We start from the raw sequence: 16,678 nt of genomic DNA on the forward strand, positions 1-16,678 counted from the left end.
GGGGGGGGGGGGGGGGCGCGGGCCCCCCCACCCCCCCCCCCCCCTCCGCCGCCTCGGCGAAGCGGCGGCGGTAATAGAGCGCCAGGGCGGCGTGGAACCGGCGCACCGCCTGCACCTGCTCGACCGTGGCGTCGACCAGCGGCGCGATCGGCTCATACACCCGGACCGGCCGCAGCTTGCCCTTGACCGCCAGGTAGTCGAGCCGCCGCACCAGCCAGCGCCGCGGCAGGGCGCGATAGGTGGCCTCGCCGATCATCAGCTGGCTGCCGTAGAGCTTGTTGGCGCCTTCCAGCCGCGAGGCCAGGTTCACGGCGTCGCCGAGCACCGTGTAGTTCAGCCGGGTCGGCGACCCGACATTGCCGACCACGGCCGGGCCGGAGTTGATGCCGGCCCGCAGGCCGAGCGGCGGCAGACCCTGGTCGTGCATCGCGGTGCGGTTGTACCGGCCGAGCGCCGCGAAGGCGTCCATCCCCGCGGCGACGGCGTGCTCGGCGCCATGCGGGTCGGGCAGCGGCGCGCCCCACACCGCCATCACCGAATCGCCGATGAACTTGTCGACATAGCCGCCATGGCGCTCGACCGCGTCGGCGACGCGGGCCAAGAGGCCGTTGACCACCTCGACCAGCCGTTCCGGCTCGTCCTCCAGCCGTTCGCTCAGGTCGGTGAAGCCGGCGATGTCGTAGAAGGCGATGGTGATCGGCCGGGTCTCGCCGGCGAGGGTCAGGGCGTCGGGATTCTCGGCCAGCTTCTCGACCAGCGACGGGGCGAGGTAATGCCGGAAGGCGTGGGTGACACGGCGCCGGGCGCGGTCCTCGACCACGAAGCGGTAGACATAGATCGCGGTGTAGGTCAGGGCGAAGGCCAGCAGCAGCGGCACCAGCGGCGGGACCACGCCGCCGCCGAGCGCCAGCAGCGAGGCGAGAACCGCGACCGCCGCGGCAGCCAGCGCGGCCAGCAGCCCCCAGACCGGCGCCAGCAGAAACAGGAGCGCACCCAGCGCGGTCGAGGCGACCCCGACCACGGCCGCGGCGGCCGGCGGCGGCAGCATCTGCGGCGCCCGGCCGAGGGCGAAGGTCAGCGCCGCGATGGCGTGGACCAGCGTGCCCGGCATGTTCGACCGGCTGAGCGTGCTGGTCAGCGGGGCTTCCGGGTGCGCGCAGCGTGCCGCCGGATCGTGGTCCGAGGCCTCGGCGAGCATCCGCCGCGCCGTGAGGTGGCGGTCCTCGACATCGAGCAGCGGGCCGATGATGACGATTCGATCGGCGAATTCGCGGCGGAAGAAGTCGATCCGGCCGGCCTTGGCGCAGGCCGCCAGGTCGGCGAAGTCATAGATCGGCACGTCGCGCGGGCCGATGGTGAAGTCGATCACCGAAGTGCCTCGCGGCACGGCGTGGCCGGCCCGGGCGACGAGTTCCGCCGCCAGGGTCGGCACGCTGTCCCGGCCATCCTGGCGCGGCATGACGGCCGGGTAGACCCGGACCACGTTGTCGGGGTCGTAATGCAGGTTGACCGGGCTCAGGTTGCGGTCGCCGCCGACCGCCGTGACCTGCCCCTGCTCCGGCCGCACCGGGACATCGCCGGACTGGGCGAAGCCGAGGACGATCCGGCCGGTCGGCGCGATCGCGGCCAGCGCCTGCTTCAGCTTCCGGTCGTAGCTCTCGATCAGATCCCGCCGGTCCAGCGTGGTCGGGAATATCTCGTCCAGGCCGATCATCGCGGCCCCGCCCTGTGCCAGACCGGCCAGCACCTGAGCGAGTTCCGGCGTCCAGGAGACCTTCGGCCGGTTCCACAGCGGCGGGGTGCGGTAGGTCTCCTCCCGGATCGCCACCACCGCCACCGGCAGGCGGTGCGGCAGCGGCCGGGCCGTCCAGCCGAGAGGCCGGTCGAGCCACAGCAGCACGTCGATGCCGAGGCGCTGCAGGAAGCCGGCGCCGGGCAGCAGCAGACTGCAGCCCAGGACCAGGCCGATCCCGAGCGCCACGGCCGGGCGACGGAGCCTTCGCATGATCGGAGAGGGAGTGGAGCGTCCGGCCGCGCGTCAGCGCAGCACCACAGTGCCGCCCGCCCCCTTGGCGCCGGGATCGACCGAGAACACGGCGGAGCGGCCGCCGGCCACGATCTTGTAGGGCACGCCGGTCTGCAGCTTCGGCGCGTTGCCGGGGTAGCGGAAGCCGCCGCCGCCCTGGCCTTCCCACACGGTCTGCGGCGCCGGCGCGTCCAGCATCACGATGCTGACGGGGCCCTCGGCGCCGGAGAATTGCGGCCGGGCGGAGGTGACGGTGGTCTCGGCCCAGAGCCGCGGGTCGAACGGGCTATTGACCGCCCGGTTGACACCGGCGCCGGCCTCGGCCGAACGGGCGTTCACCGCGACCTGGGTGCGGGCACAGTCGCCGCTGCTGGTCTGCACCTGGCCGCCGGCCACTCGGCTGGCGGCGACGCCGACCGTGACGACACCGCCGCGGATGGTCTCGACCGTGCAGCCGCCGCCATAGGCCAGGACCAGCCGGCCGCCGCGGCCGAGATCGATGGTCTGGCCGGGATAGACGCTGTCCGTCACCTCGACCCCGGCCCCGGGCGCGCCGCTGATCGCGGTGACCTGCGCCGACGGCTCCTGCCCGGCCGGGGCGGAGGTGCTGGGCTCGGTGGGTGAGGAGAGGAGGTTGTCCAGCAGGCCTTCGAACTGGGCGGAGGCCGCCGAAGGAACCAGAAGGGCCGCCGAGAACAGTATGGCGGCGCAGGCTGAAACCAGCTTGTTCATATTCGTTAATCCCCGACCTTAAATTCACGACGGATGTGCACCCGCCGCCCCCTGGACGTCCAATGCGCTGCCATTGTGTCGCATTGACGGCAGTGTTGTTACGGGATTGCGGCCACGGGCACCGACGGCGCAGCCTTGCCGCACGGCAGACGTGGGCTTAAGGTCGACAGTTGCCCTCGTTATGTCTGACCTTTGAACCGGATCATGGCCGTCACCCAGCAGCCCCGCCCCGCCCTCGACGACCGCGCCCTCGCCGCCCTGCGCGCCCTGCTGGGCGACCGCTTCTCCACCGCCGCCGCGGTGCGCGAGCAGCATGGGCGGGAGGAGAGCTGGCACCCGACCATGCCGCCCGACGCGGTCGCCTTCCCGCACTCGACCGAGGAGGTGGCGGCGGTGCTGCGGATCTGCGCCGCGCACGAGGTACCGGTAGTGCCCTACGGCACCGGCACCTCGCTGGAAGGCGGCATCGCGGCGCTGCGCGGCGGCGTCACCATCGACCTGTCGCAGATGAACCGGGTGACCCGGGTCTCGGCCGAGGACCTCGACTGCACGGTCGAGGCCGGGGTGACGCGCAAGCAGTTGAACGAGCATCTGCGCGACACCGGCCTGTTCTTCCCGATCGACCCCGGCGCCGATGCCAGCCTGGGCGGCATGGCGGCGACCCGCGCCTCCGGCACCAACGCGGTGCGCTACGGCACCATGCGCGACAACGTGCTGGGGCTGACCGTGGTGCTGGCCGACGGCCGCGTCATCCGCACCGGCGGCCGGGCGCGCAAATCCGCGGCCGGCTACGACCTGACCCGGCTGTTCGTCGGTTCGGAGGGCACGCTGGGCCTGATCACCGAGGTGACGCTGAAGCTGTACGGCATCCCGGAGGCGATCTCCTCGGCCGTCTGCGCCTTCCCGACCGTGGCCGACGCGGTCAACACCACGATCGCCACCATCCAGCTCGGCATCCCGGTGGCCCGGATCGAGCTGCTGGACGAGGTCCAGATCGGCGCCAGCAACGCCTATTCGAAGCTCGACCTCGAGGTGGCGCCGACGCTGTTCTTCGAGTTCCACGGCACCGAGGCCGGGGTGGCCGAGCAGGCGGAGACGGTGAAGGCCCTGGCGGAGGAGAATGGCGGCGGCGCATTCCGCTGGACCACCAAGGCCGAGGATCGCAGCAAGCTGTGGGAGGCGCGGCACAAGGCCTATTACGCCGGCATCGCGCTGCGCCCCGGCTGCCGCGGCATGCCGACCGATGTCTGCGTCCCGATCAGCCGGCTGGCCGACTGCCTGGTCGAGACCAAGGCCGATATCGAGGCCAGCGGCCTGGTGGCGCCGATCGTCGGCCATGTCGGGGACGGCAACTTCCACACCTGCATGATCCTGGACCCGGACGACCGGGAGGAGATCGCCCGGGCCGAGGCCTTCCACGACCGGTTGGTGATGCGGGCCCTGGCGATGGGCGGCACCTGCACCGGCGAGCACGGCATCGGCTACGGCAAGATCCGCTTCCTGCAGCAGGAGCACGGCGACGGCGTGGCGGTGATGCAGGCGCTGAAGCGGGCACTCGACCCCGCCGGCATCCTCAACCCGGGCAAGGTGCTGCCGGGGAATTGAGGGCCCGGGAGGTAGGTTGGGTTCGCGGGAGCGAACCCAACATCGCGCCGCCCGAGCCATTGTCGGGTTCGCAAGGGCGAACCCAACCGACAAGGCCTATCCAAACAGCAACCACAGCAGCACGATCACCGCGGCCACGGCGATGATCGCCACCACCGGGGCGTTGCGCTTGGGCTCGGTCGCGTGGTTCGGGGCGCCGCTGGTCACGGACGTCTGATAGGCCGGGGGATCGCTGGCCGGGAAGCTGTCCTCGCCCGCCTCGTCGACCTTGTCGTCCGGCACCGGCTCGGCCGGACGCGGCTCGGCAGCAGACATCGTGGCCTCCCTTGGTCGCCTGCAATCTCAACGGACCGTGCGGTGCCGAGTTCCCCCGGCTCCGCCTTGCCCGTATCATGGCACAATCATGCCCAGGCTGCGCATCCGCATCGACTTCGACCCCGCCGGCCCGGACCGGCAGCTCGGCCCCGGCAAGATCGGGCTGCTCGAGCACATCGCCGAGACCGGCTCGATCTCCGCCGCCGGACGGGCGATGGGGATGTCCTACCGCCGCGCCTGGCTGCTGATCGACAGCCTGAACGGCTGCTTCCGCGAGAAGGTGATCGAGACCCGGCACGGCGGCCCCCAGGGCGGCGGCGCCGCGCTGACCCCGTTCGGGCAGTGGCTGGTCGAGCAGTTCCGCGCCATCGAGCAGGAGACCACGGCCAGCGTCGCCCGGCGGCTGGCCGGACTGCAGACGGCGACGGCGGCGCCGGGTGACGCCGCCAGCCCGACGGAGATCAAGGACTAGCCGAGGCGGCCGGCGGAGGCCGGCGCCCGGGACAAGGCGCTGTCCGGCGAGCGGCCGGCGTCTTCGGCCTGCGGCAGGCGCTCGTCGTCGGGATGCCGGGAGGCGAAGGCCGCGCCAACCACCATCCCCACCGAGGGACCGATGACCGCCCAGAGGATGAGGGCGATGGTCATTCCGGCCTCCGTCCGCATTGCAGGCAGGATCGCGCCGGACGATCCGCGGGATGCGCGGTGCCATTGGCCGGGCGGAGATAATCCGGCAACGGGAGATCCTCGGTTTCGTCGTCATCCAGGCAGGCGACGACGACCGCCCCCGCGATGAAGGCGAGGATGGGGCCGATGGCGGCCCAGACGATCAGGCCGTCCATCATGGCCGGCGCTCCGCCGGAGTCGCGGCCGGGGATCGGGGTGGCGGCCCGCGGCGGACGGGCGGGACATGCGACCGCAGATAGAGTCCGAGCCACGGCAGCATCAGCAGGATCGGCTGCAGCATCGATCGCTCCTCAGAACAGGCCGGACAGCCGGAGAAAGGACAGGCTCGACAGCTTGTCGATGGCGAGGTCCATCAGCATCAGACCGATCCCGGCCATCGCGATGATCGCGAGGGCGGTCACCGCGATCCGGCGGATCAGGTCACGGCCGGCCGCGCCGCGTGGACCGTTGCCGGGCTCCGGCGCGATCGGCGGCAATGCCTTTCGGATCATGGTCGGCTCCAACGTTGGCATGGCGACTCCTGGATCGTGGGAATTTCTCCCACGCTCCATCTGTGGGATCTCCACCCACGTCAAATGAAATCTCTCGTCTGTGGGTATTTTTCCCACACACGAGCATGCTAAGGTCCGTTCGAACAGACGGATTCGCCATGTCTTCTGCCCTGCCGCCTCCTCCCCAGGCCCTGCTCAAGCCGCTGGCGCGCCTGCTGCGGCCGCTGGTGCGGCTCTTGATCCGCAGCGGCGTGACCTTTCCGGTCCTGGCCGACCTGCTGCGCGGCCTGTATGTCGACGTCGCCGCGCGTGACCTGCTGGCCGACCCGAAGGCACAGACCGACAGCCGCATCAGCCTGATGACCGGCGTGCACCGGAAGGAGATCCGCCGTCTGCGGACCCAGGCCCCCGAGACCGGCGAGATCCCGGCGGTGGTGACGCTGGGCAGCCAGATCATCGCCCGCTGGCTGGGCACGCCGCCCTATGCGGATGCGGAGGGCGGTCCCCTGCCCTTGCCGCGCACGGCCCGCACCGCCGGCGAGGCCTCGTTCGAGGGTCTGGTCGAATCGGTCACCAAGGATGTCCGGGCCCGGTCGGTGCTGGACGACTGGATCGGCCAGGAGATCGTGTCGCTGGACGAGGACGGCCGTGTGCGTCTGAACACCGCCGCCTTCATCCCGCGGCCGGGCGGGGAGGAGCAGCTGTTCTACTTCGCCCGCAACCTGCACGACCACATCGCCGCCGCGGCCGCGAATGTGGCCACCGCCGGGCCGGCGCCGTTCTTCGACCGCAGCATGCATTACGACCGGCTGCGCCCGGAGACGGTGGCGCAGCTGGAGGCCACGGCGCGCGATGCCGCGCAGCAGCTGCTGACCGACGTCAACCGGATGGCGCTGGCGATGGCCGAGGCCGACGACAAAGCAGCCGGCACCAGCACACCGCTGCGGCGGATCAACCTGGGTGTCTACGTGTATGTCGAGGATGATCCGGTCGACGAGGAGACGGCGCCGTGATGAGCCGCATGCGATTCCTGGCTCTCGCCCTGCTGGCCGCCTGCTCCTCGGCCGGCCCCGGTGACCGTCCGGCTGCACCGACGCCGGCGACGAAGGAAGCGGTCGCCGACCGCGGCATCGGCGGCACCGGCATCTCGCCCGGCCCGGTCGAGGACCGCGGCATGGGCGGCACCGGCATCGTCGGCGTCATCACCGGCTTCGGCAGCATCTGGGTGAACGGCATCGAGGTCGAGTTCGGCCCGGCGACGCCGGTGCGGATCGACGGGCAGAGCGCTGCCGGCGGCGAAGCCCTGAAGGTCGGCCAGGTGGCGGCGGTCACCGCTTCGGGCAGCGGGTCGCGCCTCGACGCCAGCAGCATCGCCATCCGCCACGAGGTCTCCGGCCCGGTCGAGGCGGTGGAAGCGAACGGCAGCGTGCTGCGCGTCGCCGGGCAGCGGGTCACCATCGCCGGCCAGGTCTGGGGCGATGCGGTCACGCCCAAGGTCGGCGACTGGGTGGCGGTGAGCGGCCTGGCCGGCCCGGATGGCGGCATCGTCGCCACCCGCATCGATCGGCGCGAGCCCGGCCGCGTCACCGTGCACGGGACGCTGTCCGGCACCGCCGAGGCACCGCGCATCGGCACGCTGGCGCTGCGGCCGGGATCGCGCCTGGGCGCCGGCATCGGCCAGGAGGTGATGGTCTCCGGGCGCTATGCGGATGGGGCGCTGGTGCCCGAATCGGTGTCGCGGGACGCGCTGGCGGCGGACCCGTCCGGCTGGTTCGGCCGGTCAGTGACCCGGCTGGTCATCGAATCCTATGCCAGCGCGGCCCCGGGCGGCCTGCACTGGGGCCGTGGCCTGAGCGCGCCGGCCGCGGGGAGCTTCGGCGCCCTCGGCGCCCAGCCGCAGCGCATGATCGTCGAGTTCCAGCGCCAGCCGGACGGCAAGCTGGAGGCGGTCGGCCTGCGCAGCACGGTCGGCCGGACCGGGATGGTGCCGGAGGCGCCGCGCGGGATCGGCCTCGACCGGCCGAGCGGCCTCGGCCCGGAGAGCGGGCCTGGACCGGGAGGCCGACCCGGCAGCGGCTCCTTCGGGCCGCACGGCCCTGAGGAGTCGCGCAACCCGGCCGGCATCAACCCGTCACCGGCGAATGCCGGCGCGCCGCGCGGCGGGCCGGATTGGACCGGCCGACAGCTGAGCCCGATGGAGGGAAGCTTCGACGGCTGCCGCGGCGGCCTGGGCGATTCCTGCAGCCCGGCGCCGGGCGGGCGCGGCCATCGCGGCCGCCTGCCCTTCGGCTGACGGGCGGGGTCAGCTCCGCGCCGCCTCGCGCCCGATCAGCTTGAGGCGCAGCCATTTCGACAGGGTGTCGATCAGCGCGACCACGGCCAGCACCAGGATCAGGATGAAGGCGACCTGGTCCCAGGCCAGGATCTTGATGCGCTCGGAGATCTGCAGCCCGATGCCGCCGGCGCCGACGATGCCGAGGATGGTGGCCGAGCGAGTGTTGGATTCGAAGAAGTACAGCGCCTGCGACAGGAACAGCGGGATCGCCTGCGGCAGCACGCCGAAGCGCAGCACCGCCAGGGTCGAGGCACCGGTCGAGCGCACGCCCTCGATCTGCTTCTTCTCCGCCGTCTCGATCGCCTCGGCGTAGAGCTTGGACAGCGAGCCGATGTCGGAGACGCAGATGGCCAGGATGCCAGCCAGCGGCCCGAGCCCGACCGCCCGCACGAACACCAGCGCCCAGATCAGCTGGTCGACGCCGCGCAACCCGTCGAACAGCCGGCGGAAACCGAAGCGCTGGAAGCCGATCGGCATGATGTTGCGGGCGCCGAGGAAGCCGAGCGGGATCGCGATCACCGAGGCCAGCAGCGTGCCGATGAAGGCCATGGCGACGGTCTGGCCCAGCGCGGTGAAGATCTCGGCGTATCGCCACTCGGCCATGCCGTGCCAGGCGACCATCTGCCCGGCGATGACGAACAGGCCGTTCGGGCTGACCAACCCCTCATAGAGCCGGGCCGGCGAGAAATCGAAGGTCCAGAGCAGGTAGCCGAGATAGGCGGCGGCCAGGGCCAGCAGCCCGTTGCTCAGCAGCCGCTCGCTCCAGGACCGGCCGAAAGCGCGAGGCATTGCGGCGCGGGCGCGGTCGACATCGATCGGCCGGATCTGGGCGAAACGAGTGCCCATCAATGCGCCTCCCGCGGCAGGAAGGCCGAGCGCAGCCGCTCCGAGCCGAGGTCGATCAGCGTCACCGCCGCGACGATCATCAGCACCAGCGCGCTCAGCTCCTCGTAATAGTTGAAGCTGACGATGTAGTAGAGCTCCTGCCCGATGCCGCCGGCGCCGACGAAGCCCAGCACCGAGGCCGAGCGGATGTTGATCTCGAGCCGCAGCAGCGCATAGGAGAGGAAGTTCGGCAGCACCTGCGGCAGCACGCCGAAGCGCATGATCTGGACCCAGGTGCCGCCGGCGGCGCGGATGCCCTCGAGCGGCTTGTCGTCGACCGCCTCGTTGACCTCGGAGAACAGCTTGCCGAGCGCGCCGGTGGTGTGCACCGCCATCGCCAGGATGCCGGCCAGCGGACCGACGCCACAGGCCCAGACGAAGCACAGCGCATAGACGATGTCCGGCACGCTGCGGCAGATCTCGAGGAAGCGGCGGCCGAGATGGTAGATCCAGTGGCTGCGCACCAGGTTGCGCGAGGCCGGGAAGCTGAGCAGCAGCGCCGCGGTGGCGCCCAGCACGGTGCCCAGGATCGCCATCTGCGCCGTCTGCCACAGCAGCACCAGATAGCTGCCGGCGCGGTAGTACCAGTAGGCGATCGACCCCTGGGTCTTGCTGTCGGACAGGAGCTCACCCCAGGTCAGCGTCGGCAGGGTGCGGCCGATATACTCGCTGATCCGCGGCAGGCCGGCGGCGAGCTTGGACGGGAAGAACTCGCCGACATATCCGCCAGCGGCCACGGCGGCCAGGAACAGCACCAAGCCGACCAGAGTCGCCCGGCGGCGCGGGCGCAAGAGCGCCCGCCGCCCGGCCTCGAAGGCCGCGACCGGGTCGGTGGGACGGTGTTCGGACAAGGTGGTCATCTTGGATTTCTTCAGAATCCCCAACACCGTCATTGCGAGCGCAGCGAAGCAATCCAGGGCCGCAGGAGCGGAGGCATGGATTGCTTCGTCGGCTTCGCCTCCTCGCAATGACGGTTGAGGGTGCAGGCCGGAGCCCGATCAGCTGCGCCGCTGCGTGGCTTCGGTCTCGCGCATCTTGATGATGCCGGAGAAGAAGTCGTTGGTGACCGGCTCATAGCCCGCGCCGGCGCCCTTCTCGACCGCCTCGTAGATGTCCGGATGCTCGGTCGGAAGCTTCATCATGAAGTCCAGCATGTCCTTGCGGAACGCCTCCGGCAGGGCGGTGCGCGTGGCCCAGGGGCCGTTCGGGATCAGGGTCGACTGCCAGACGATGCGCAGATCCTTCATGTCGAGCATCTTCTTGTCGACCATGCTGCGCAGGGCGCCGCGGCTGTAGCCCTGGGCCTGGTCGCCCTGGCCGGAGATCCAGGTGACGCCGGCGTCGTACTGGCCCTTCAGCACCGCGACCACGCCCTGCTCGTGCCCGCCGGAGAAGGCGGTCGAGCCGAAGAACTTGGCCGGGTCATAACCCTGGTCCTTGAGTTGGAAGTTCGGGATCAGGTAGCCCGAGGTCGAGTTCGGATCGGCGAAGGCCAGCGACTTGCCCTTGAGGTCGTCGAGCTTCTGGTACGGGCTGTCGGACTTGACGTAGAGCACCGAATAGTAGCCGGTCGACCCGTCCTTCTCCTTCGGCACCACCAGCGGCTCGACGCATTTGCAGTCGAGCCACAGCCCGGCATAGCTGGAGGCGCCGAAGTTCGCGAAGTCGAGCTGGCCCGCGGCCATGCCCTGCATGACGCCGGCATAGTCCGAGGCCGGATACAGCTCGACCTGCACGTTGTAGGTGGTCTCGAGCAGCTTCTGGAAGCCGTCGTAGCGGGCCAGCCGGTCGGCGTCGTTCTCGCCGCCGAGGATGCCGATGCGGATGACCGGAACGTCCTTCTTCCAGCTCGGATCCGCCGCGACGGCGGTGCCGGCCAGGCCGGCAAGGGCGACGGCAGCCGTGGCCGCCGCGAGGATGGTGCGCCGCATGAACATGGGTCTACCCCTTTTGCTGTCACTTGGTTCGGACGTCCGGCGTGTGCCGGCCGCCGTCGGTTGGAGCTCCGAGACCGTTTGGAATGCTACTGGCGAGGCCGTCTGACGGCAGTTTCTGCGCTTCCGGTGCTCACGGACCCAAACGTCCGCTGCGCTCCGGTTCTCGAAACCACCGCCAGCCGACTCACGCCAGCGCATTTCCAAACGGTCTCTCAGGCCGGGACCAGTTCGCGGTCGCCGGTCCGGGGCTCGATCGCGGTCGAGGTGATGCGCTCGTCGAGCGCCTCGCGCATGCCGTCGACGCCGTAGATCCGCTCGACCACCTCCATGGTCAGCGCCTCGGGGGCGCCATCGAAGACGACACGGCCCTTGGCCATGCCGACCACCCGGTCGCAGTAGTGCCGGGCGGTGTCGAGCGTGTGCAGGTTGACGAGGACGGTGATGCCGTCCTCGCGGTTGATGGCGCGCAGCGCGTCCATCACGATCTTGGCGTTGCGCGGGTCGAGCGAGGCGATCGGCTCGTCCGCCAGCAGCACCTCGGGCTCCTGCAGCAGGGCCCGGGCGATGGCTACGCGCTGCTGCTGGCCGCCGGACAGGGTGTCGGCGCGCTGCAGCGCGGCATGGGCCATGTCGAGCCGGTCGAGCGCCTGGATGGCGAAGGCCCGCTCGCGCTCGCCGAATTGCTTGAACAGCGACGGCAGCGTCCAGTGCTCGGAGATGCGGCCGAGCAGCACGTTGGTCAGCACGTCGAGCCGGGTGACCAGATTGAACTGCTGGAAGATCATGGCGCAGCGGGCGCGCCAGTCGCGCAGGGCGCGGCCCTTCAGCCTGGTGACGTCGACGCCGTCGAACAGGATGCGGCCGCCGGTGGGGTCGGCCAGGCGGTTGACCAGGCGCAGCATGGTCGACTTGCCGGCGCCGGAGCGGCCGATCACGCCGACCATCTGGCCGGGGGCGATCGACAGGCTGACGTCATCGACCGCGTTGACGGCGCGGAAGCTCTTGGTCAGGCCTTCGATCACGAGTTCGGCCATGAGGCACGCTCCGGTCGGGACAGGGCGGCGCGCGGCGGGGGGCTGCGGCCGTTCGGCGTCAACGGCCTAACAGAGCCCAGTTACAGTCGCGTGATCCTCAGATGTCGTTTCGATGAACGCCCCGGATGCCGCGGCACCGCATCGCACGGGTTGACGTTCTCTCCCAAAGCGGCTTCTTTGCGCGCCAAGGCAGCAAATCATCATACGATTTGAGGGAGTTGAACGCGTGCCCGAGTCCCGCCCGCAGACGATCGCCAAGATCACCTGGCGGCTGATGCCGTTCCTCGGCCTGCTGTATCTGATCGCCTATATCGACCGCCAGAATGTCAGCTACGCCAAGCTGCAGATGGTCGGCGACCTCGGCCTCAGCGAGGCCGCCTACGGCCTCGGCGCCTCCCTGTTCTTCATCGGCTACTTCCTGTTCGAGGTGCCGTCGAACGTGATCCTGGCCCGAGTCGGCGCCCGGCGCTGGCTGGCCCGGATCATTTTCTCCTGGGGCCTGGTCACCATCGCCCTGGCCTTCACCCAGAACGCGACGATGTTCTACATCCTGCGCTTCCTGCTGGGCGCGGCCGAGGCCGGCTTCTTCCCCGGCGTGCTGTTCGCGCTGACGCTATGGTTCCCGCAGATGTATCGCGGCCGCATGGTCGGGTTGTTCATGGCCTGGAGCGCCCTGGCCAACGCCGTCGGCTCGACCGTCGGCGGCGCGCTCTTGGACCTCCACGGCGTGCTCGGCCTGAAGGGCTGGGAATGGGTGTTCATCGCCACCGGCATCCCGGCGGTGGTGATGGGCGTCGTCACCTATTTCTTCCTGCCCGAGCGGCCGGAGACGGCCGATTTCCTGGATGCCGGCGAGAAGAAGTGGCTGCACGACGTGCTGGAGCGGGAGAACGCGCAGGGCAAGGAGCAGCACGGCAATCCCTTCGCGGCGCTGCTCGACCGCCGGGTGCAGCTGCTGGCCCTGTTCTATGTCGCCTTCCCGCTCGGCGCCTATGGCCTCAGCTACTGGCTGCCGACGGTGGTGAAGGGCTTCGGCGTGTCGAACACCACCAACGGCCTCCTGAACGTCATCCCCTGGGCCTGCGTCGCCCTGGCGCTGTGGTGGGTGCCGCGCAACGCCGCCCGCACCGGCGACCAGACCTGGCACATCGTCATCCCGGCGCTGATTGCGGCGGTTTGCCTGGCGCTGAGCGTGGTGGTGCCGGGCAACGCCATGAAGTTCGCGCTGCTGTGTGTCGCCGCGGCCGGCATCTTCGCGCCGCAGCCGGTGTTCTGGTCGCTGCCGCCGAGCTTCCTGACCGGCGCCACGGCGGCCGCCGGCATCGCCGCGATCAACTCTGTCGGCAATCTCGGCGGCTTCATCGCCCAGAACGCGGTGCCCTGGATCGGCGACGTCACCGGCAGCCAGCTGGCGCCGATGTGGTTCCTGGCCGCCTGCATGGTGGCCGGCGCGCTGATGACCTTCGTGGTCCAGGCCGCGCTGCGCCGCCACAAGCCGCCCGCGCCGCCGACCGGCCGGCTGCGGCCGGCCGAATAAGGGTCAGCGTCCCTCGAAGCGGGGCGGCCGGCGTTCGGTGAAGGCCGCCTGCCCCTCGCGGAAATCGGCGCTGCGATAGGCGGCCTCATACAGCGCCGCGGTCTCGGCCGTGTCGCTGTCGGCGCCGGCCATGATCGCCTCGATCATCCGCTTGGCCGCGCGCAGGCTGAGCGGCGCCCGCTCGGCCAGGCCGCTGGCATAGTCCCGCGCCGCCGACTCGACCGCCTCGTCCGGCAGCACCCGGTCGACCAGCCCGATCGCCAGCGCCTCGGCGGCGTCGAGCAGGCGGCCGGAGAACAGCATGTCCTTGGCCCGGGCGGGCCCGACCGTCGCCACCAGCCGCCGCGTGTCGGCGAAGCCATAGGCGAGGCCGAGCCGGGCCGGGGTGATGCCGAGCCGCGCCGTGCCGCCGGCGAAGCGCAGGTCGCAGGCCAGCGCCAGGCCGCAGCCGCCACCGACGCACAGGCCGCGGACCAGGGCGATGCTCGGCCGGTCCAGGCTTTCGACCGCGGCCAGCCCGGCTCGGACCGCGGCATTGTATGCGGCGGTCGAGTCGGCATCGGCGAAGACCGTGCCGAATTCGGTGATGTCGGCGCCGGCCGAGAAGACGCCCTCCCCCTCCACGATCACCGCCGCGACCTCGGGGTCGGCGTCGATCTCGCGGCACAGCTCCGGCAGCGCCCGCCACATCGCCGCGCTGATCGCATTGTGCCGCGCCGGCCGCTGCAGCCGCAGCCGCGCCAGCCTGCCGTCGCGGAACCATCGGATCGAGGTGTCGGTCATCGGGGCCACCAGAGTGTCGTGCCCGGGCACAATAGAGGCTTCACGCAGACATGGGCACTTGATCGAACCCATCGAATCGTGAGAATGAACGTTCATTCTCACGAATCCGAACATGTCCGAACCCATCACCGATCTGCTGTCCCGCCGCGAGGAGAAGCGCCGCCGCATCCTGGAGGCGGCCGCCGACTGCTTCGCCCGGCGCGGCTTCCACGGCACCGGCATGGCCGAGATCTGCGAGGCGGCGGGGATGAGCGCCGGCAACCTCTACCGCTACTTCCGGAACAAGGAGGCGATGATCGCCGCCCTGGTCGATGCCGAGCGCGAGGAGACTTCGGCGCTGTTCCGGGCGGTGGAGGACACCGACGACCCGCTGGCCGCGATCACCACCCTGCTCGAGAGTTTCCTGACCCTGACCACCGATGCCGCCGGGCACCGGCTGTGGCTGGAGATCCTGTCCGAGGGCGCGCGCAACCCGCAGATCCAGGCGGTGCTGGACCGCAGCGACGCCGAGATCCGGCCGGCGCTGGCGCATCTGATCGGCCGCGCCACCGCCTGCGGCCAGGCCGATCCGGGTCTCGACCCCGACAGCGCGGCGATCTGGCTGCTGATGCTGATCGACGGCTTCAGCGCCCGGGTGGCGACCGACCCGGATTTCGACATCGCCGCCGGCATCGCCGCCCTGCCCGAAATGGTCCGCCGCCTCCTCGCCCCCGGAGCCTGAGCATGACCGGTTCCGTCAATCGCTGGGCGATCCTGCCCATCGTCTCGGTGGCGCTGCTGATGGTGGCGATCGACGCCACGGTGCTGCACATCGCGGTGCCGACCCTGAGCCGCGCTTTGGCGCCGAGCGCGCCGCAGCTGCTGTGGATCATCGACATCTATCCGCTGCTGATGGCCGGGCTGCTGCCGGCCGCCGGCACGCTGGGCGACCGGATCGGGCACAAGCGCCTGCTGCTGCTGGGGCTGATGCTGTTCGGGCTGGCCTCGGCCGCCTGCGCCGTCGCCCCCGGCCCGGAGTGGCTGATCGCCGGCCGCGCCTTCCTGGCCTTCGGCGGAGCGATGATGATGCCCGCCACCCTGTCGATCCTGCGTCTGGCCTTCGACGACCCGCGCGAGCGGGCGATCGCGATCGGCGTCTGGGGCTCGGTCGCCTCCGGCGGCGCCGCCTTCGGCCCGGTGGTCGGCGGCGCCCTCTTGGAGCATTTCCATTGGGGCGCCGTGTTCCTGATCAACGTGCCGATCGTGCTGATCGCCCTGCCCTTCGCCTGGTGGCTGCTGCCCGGCCGGCGCGGCGGCGAGAAGCGGCCCTGGGACCTGCCCGGCCTGCTGCTGGCGATGGCCGGGATCATCGCCGTGGTCTATGCGGTGAAGCAGACCACCCATGCCGGCGCCGACCCGTGGCAGGCGGTCGCGATCGGCCTGGCCGGCGCCGGGCTGGTGGCCGCCTTCCTGCGCCGCCAGGCCCGCGCGGCGACGCCGATGATCGACCTGTCGCTGTTCCGCAACCCGGGCATCGCCATCGCCCTGGCCGGGGCCATGGTGGCGATGATCATCATCGTCGGCTTCGAGCTGCTGCTGAGCCAGCAGCTGCAGCTGGTGCTGAGCCTGTCGCCGCTGGAGGCCGGGCTGCGGCTGGCGCCGGTGCCGCTGGCGTCGTTCCTGGCCTCGCCCCTGGCCGGCGGGCTGGTGCATCGTTTCGGCTTCCGCGCCACGCTGACGGCCAGCCTGGCCCTGTCCGCCGCCGGCTTCGTCGCCATCGCCCTGCTGCCGCCGGGGGCGGTCTCGGCCGCCGAGATCGCCGGCTTCGTCGCCATCGGCGCCGGGCTCGGCGCGGTGATGACCGCGGCCTCGGTCAACGTCATGAACAGCGCCCCGGCCCACCAGGCCGGCGCCGTCGCCGCGGTCGAGGAGGTGGCCTATGAGCTCGGCGGCGGCCTCGGCGTCGCCCTGTTCGGCAGCCTGATGACGGTGCTGTACCAGCGGCTGCTGGCGCTGCCGCCGCTCTTGGAGGCCGCGGTGCCGGCGGCGCGGCGGTCGATCGGCGAGGCGCTGGTCGCGGCCGAGGTGCTGGCGGTGCCGGAGGCGGGCACAGTCGCGGCGGCAGCCCGGACGGCCTTCTCCGCCACCTATCAGGGCGCGTCCCTGGTGGCGGCGGGGCTGCTGGCCGTGGCCGCGCTGGTGGCGCTGATCGTGCTGGCCCGGCGGCGGGCCACGGCGCAGCCGGGCTTTTCGAGGCGCTGATCGCGTTGCCTCTCCCGCTTGCGAGACCTTTTCACAATAGCTGAGCCCGCTCCTTTTGAGTCCCCCCTCCCCT

At 71.1% G+C, this 16,678-nt stretch carries 18 protein-coding genes; 7 read left to right on the forward strand and 11 right to left on the reverse strand.

Annotated elements, in window-relative coordinates; translation table 11 throughout:
* Positions 1-2,005 (reverse strand): adenylate/guanylate cyclase domain-containing protein (locus AAHM41_RS32180; RefSeq protein WP_342240721.1); only part of this gene is annotated, 2,005 nt, incomplete at its 3' end.
* A gap of 33 nt (positions 2,006-2,038) precedes the next feature.
* On the reverse strand, positions 2,039-2,758 hold the full coding sequence (locus AAHM41_RS32185) for a hypothetical protein (protein ID WP_342240722.1): 720 nt from the start codon (positions 2,756-2,758) through the stop codon (positions 2,039-2,041).
* Between the two features lie 204 nt (positions 2,759-2,962).
* On the opposite strand from AAHM41_RS32185, the gene AAHM41_RS32190 reads away from it, so the two are divergent.
* On the forward strand, positions 2,963-4,363 hold the full coding sequence (locus AAHM41_RS32190) for an FAD-binding oxidoreductase (protein ID WP_342240723.1): 1,401 nt from the start codon (positions 2,963-2,965) through the stop codon (positions 4,361-4,363).
* A gap of 96 nt (positions 4,364-4,459) precedes the next feature.
* Here AAHM41_RS32190 and AAHM41_RS32195 read toward each other — a convergent pair whose 3' ends face one another.
* Positions 4,460-4,678 carry a hypothetical protein gene (locus AAHM41_RS32195; protein ID WP_342240724.1) on the reverse strand — a complete coding sequence of 73 codons (219 nt, stop codon included), beginning with the start codon at positions 4,676-4,678 and terminating at the stop codon, positions 4,460-4,462.
* A gap of 88 nt (positions 4,679-4,766) precedes the next feature.
* Here AAHM41_RS32195 and AAHM41_RS32200 point away from each other — a divergent pair, with 88 nt between their 5' ends.
* The gene (locus AAHM41_RS32200; RefSeq protein ID WP_342240725.1) at positions 4,767-5,150 is read left to right on the forward strand and encodes a winged helix-turn-helix domain-containing protein; all 384 of its coding nucleotides are present in this window, start codon (positions 4,767-4,769) and stop codon (positions 5,148-5,150) included.
* On the opposite strand, the gene AAHM41_RS32205 is transcribed toward AAHM41_RS32200, so the two are convergent.
* The 3 genes from AAHM41_RS32205 to AAHM41_RS32215 form a co-directional block, all read right to left on the reverse strand.
* The gene (locus AAHM41_RS32205; RefSeq protein ID WP_342240726.1) at positions 5,147-5,323 is read right to left on the reverse strand and encodes a hypothetical protein; all 177 of its coding nucleotides are present in this window, start codon (positions 5,321-5,323) and stop codon (positions 5,147-5,149) included. The two genes, AAHM41_RS32200 and AAHM41_RS32205, sit on opposite strands and share 4 nt — an antisense overlap.
* Positions 5,320-5,520, reverse strand: a complete 201-nt coding sequence (locus tag AAHM41_RS32210) for a hypothetical protein (RefSeq protein ID WP_342240727.1) — start codon at positions 5,518-5,520, stop codon at positions 5,320-5,322. The genes AAHM41_RS32205 and AAHM41_RS32210 overlap by 4 nt, the downstream gene beginning before the upstream one ends.
* Positions 5,521-5,652: 132 nt before the next feature.
* A complete protein-coding gene (locus AAHM41_RS32215) occupies positions 5,653-5,853 on the reverse strand; it encodes a hypothetical protein (protein WP_342240728.1) in 201 nt (66 codons plus the stop codon).
* A 158-nt stretch (positions 5,854-6,011) separates the two neighbouring features.
* Between AAHM41_RS32215 and AAHM41_RS32220 the strand changes: the two genes are divergently transcribed.
* Together AAHM41_RS32220 and AAHM41_RS32225 are read left to right on the forward strand one after the other, a co-directional pair.
* Complete coding sequence (locus AAHM41_RS32220) at positions 6,012-6,866, forward strand: DUF6502 family protein (protein ID WP_342240729.1); 855 nt, start codon at positions 6,012-6,014, stop codon at positions 6,864-6,866.
* Positions 6,866-8,146: a DUF5666 domain-containing protein gene (locus AAHM41_RS32225; RefSeq protein WP_342240730.1), complete on the forward strand. Its 1,281-nt coding sequence runs from the start codon at positions 6,866-6,868 to the stop codon at positions 8,144-8,146. The genes AAHM41_RS32220 and AAHM41_RS32225 overlap by 1 nt, the downstream gene beginning before the upstream one ends.
* Positions 8,147-8,155: 9 nt before the next feature.
* On the opposite strand, the gene phnE (AAHM41_RS32230) is transcribed toward AAHM41_RS32225, so the two are convergent.
* The 4 genes from phnE (AAHM41_RS32230) to phnC form a co-directional block, all read right to left on the reverse strand.
* The gene (phnE, locus tag AAHM41_RS32230; protein WP_342240731.1) at positions 8,156-9,034 is read right to left on the reverse strand and encodes a phosphonate ABC transporter, permease protein PhnE; all 879 of its coding nucleotides are present in this window, start codon (positions 9,032-9,034) and stop codon (positions 8,156-8,158) included.
* Positions 9,034-9,933, reverse strand: coding sequence for a phosphonate ABC transporter, permease protein PhnE (gene phnE, locus AAHM41_RS32235; RefSeq protein WP_342240732.1), 900 nt, complete (start codon positions 9,931-9,933; stop codon positions 9,034-9,036). Before phnE (AAHM41_RS32235) ends, phnE (AAHM41_RS32230) begins: the two co-directional genes overlap by 1 nt.
* Positions 9,934-10,071: 138 nt before the next feature.
* Entirely contained in the window at positions 10,072-11,010 is a 939-nt protein-coding gene (gene phnD / locus AAHM41_RS32240) for a phosphonate ABC transporter substrate-binding protein (protein ID WP_342240733.1), read from the reverse strand.
* Between the two features lie 212 nt (positions 11,011-11,222).
* Positions 11,223-12,044, reverse strand: coding sequence for a phosphonate ABC transporter ATP-binding protein (gene phnC, locus AAHM41_RS32245; RefSeq protein WP_342240734.1), 822 nt, complete (start codon positions 12,042-12,044; stop codon positions 11,223-11,225).
* Positions 12,045-12,270: 226 nt separating this feature from the next.
* On the opposite strand from phnC, the gene AAHM41_RS32250 reads away from it, so the two are divergent.
* Positions 12,271-13,581: an MFS transporter gene (locus AAHM41_RS32250; RefSeq protein WP_342240735.1), complete on the forward strand. Its 1,311-nt coding sequence runs from the start codon at positions 12,271-12,273 to the stop codon at positions 13,579-13,581.
* 3 nt (positions 13,582-13,584) lie between these two features.
* Here AAHM41_RS32250 and AAHM41_RS32255 read toward each other — a convergent pair whose 3' ends face one another.
* Positions 13,585-14,364, reverse strand: a complete 780-nt coding sequence (locus AAHM41_RS32255) for an enoyl-CoA hydratase-related protein (RefSeq protein WP_342240736.1) — start codon at positions 14,362-14,364, stop codon at positions 13,585-13,587.
* Between the two features lie 112 nt (positions 14,365-14,476).
* Between AAHM41_RS32255 and AAHM41_RS32260 the strand changes: the two genes are divergently transcribed.
* Both AAHM41_RS32260 and AAHM41_RS32265 read left to right on the forward strand, forming a co-directional pair.
* The gene (locus AAHM41_RS32260; RefSeq protein WP_342240737.1) at positions 14,477-15,085 is read left to right on the forward strand and encodes a TetR/AcrR family transcriptional regulator; all 609 of its coding nucleotides are present in this window, start codon (positions 14,477-14,479) and stop codon (positions 15,083-15,085) included.
* 2 nt (positions 15,086-15,087) lie between these two features.
* Positions 15,088-16,605, forward strand: coding sequence for an MFS transporter (locus AAHM41_RS32265; RefSeq protein ID WP_342240738.1), 1,518 nt, complete (start codon positions 15,088-15,090; stop codon positions 16,603-16,605).
* Positions 16,606-16,678: the final 73 nt, after the last annotated feature.

The sequence above is a fragment of the Inquilinus sp. OTU3971 genome (assembly GCF_038440215.1).

Bases quoted from the DNA above. Each gene is read 5' to 3' on its own strand.
- AAHM41_RS32185 (WP_342240722.1), bottom strand. From the start codon at position 2,758: ATGAACAAGCTGGTTTCAGCCTGCGCCGCCATACTGTTCTCGGCGGCC.
- AAHM41_RS32190 (WP_342240723.1), top strand. From the start codon at position 2,963: ATGGCCGTCACCCAGCAGCCCCGCCCCGCCCTCGACGACCGCGCCCTC.
- AAHM41_RS32195 (WP_342240724.1), bottom strand. From the start codon at position 4,678: ATGTCTGCTGCCGAGCCGCGTCCGGCCGAGCCGGTGCCGGACGACAAG.
- AAHM41_RS32200 (WP_342240725.1), top strand. From the start codon at position 4,767: ATGCCCAGGCTGCGCATCCGCATCGACTTCGACCCCGCCGGCCCGGAC.
- AAHM41_RS32205 (WP_342240726.1), bottom strand. From the start codon at position 5,323: ATGACCATCGCCCTCATCCTCTGGGCGGTCATCGGTCCCTCGGTGGGG.
- AAHM41_RS32210 (WP_342240727.1), bottom strand. From the start codon at position 5,520: ATGATGGACGGCCTGATCGTCTGGGCCGCCATCGGCCCCATCCTCGCC.
- AAHM41_RS32215 (WP_342240728.1), bottom strand. From the start codon at position 5,853: ATGATCCGAAAGGCATTGCCGCCGATCGCGCCGGAGCCCGGCAACGGT.
- AAHM41_RS32220 (WP_342240729.1), top strand. From the start codon at position 6,012: ATGTCTTCTGCCCTGCCGCCTCCTCCCCAGGCCCTGCTCAAGCCGCTG.
- AAHM41_RS32225 (WP_342240730.1), top strand. From the start codon at position 6,866: ATGAGCCGCATGCGATTCCTGGCTCTCGCCCTGCTGGCCGCCTGCTCC.
- phnE (WP_342240731.1), bottom strand. From the start codon at position 9,034: ATGGGCACTCGTTTCGCCCAGATCCGGCCGATCGATGTCGACCGCGCC.
- phnE (WP_342240732.1), bottom strand. From the start codon at position 9,933: ATGACCACCTTGTCCGAACACCGTCCCACCGACCCGGTCGCGGCCTTC.
- phnD (WP_342240733.1), bottom strand. From the start codon at position 11,010: ATGTTCATGCGGCGCACCATCCTCGCGGCGGCCACGGCTGCCGTCGCC.
- phnC (WP_342240734.1), bottom strand. From the start codon at position 12,044: ATGGCCGAACTCGTGATCGAAGGCCTGACCAAGAGCTTCCGCGCCGTC.
- AAHM41_RS32255 (WP_342240736.1), bottom strand. From the start codon at position 14,364: ATGACCGACACCTCGATCCGATGGTTCCGCGACGGCAGGCTGGCGCGG.
- AAHM41_RS32260 (WP_342240737.1), top strand. From the start codon at position 14,477: ATGTCCGAACCCATCACCGATCTGCTGTCCCGCCGCGAGGAGAAGCGC.
- AAHM41_RS32265 (WP_342240738.1), top strand. From the start codon at position 15,088: ATGACCGGTTCCGTCAATCGCTGGGCGATCCTGCCCATCGTCTCGGTG.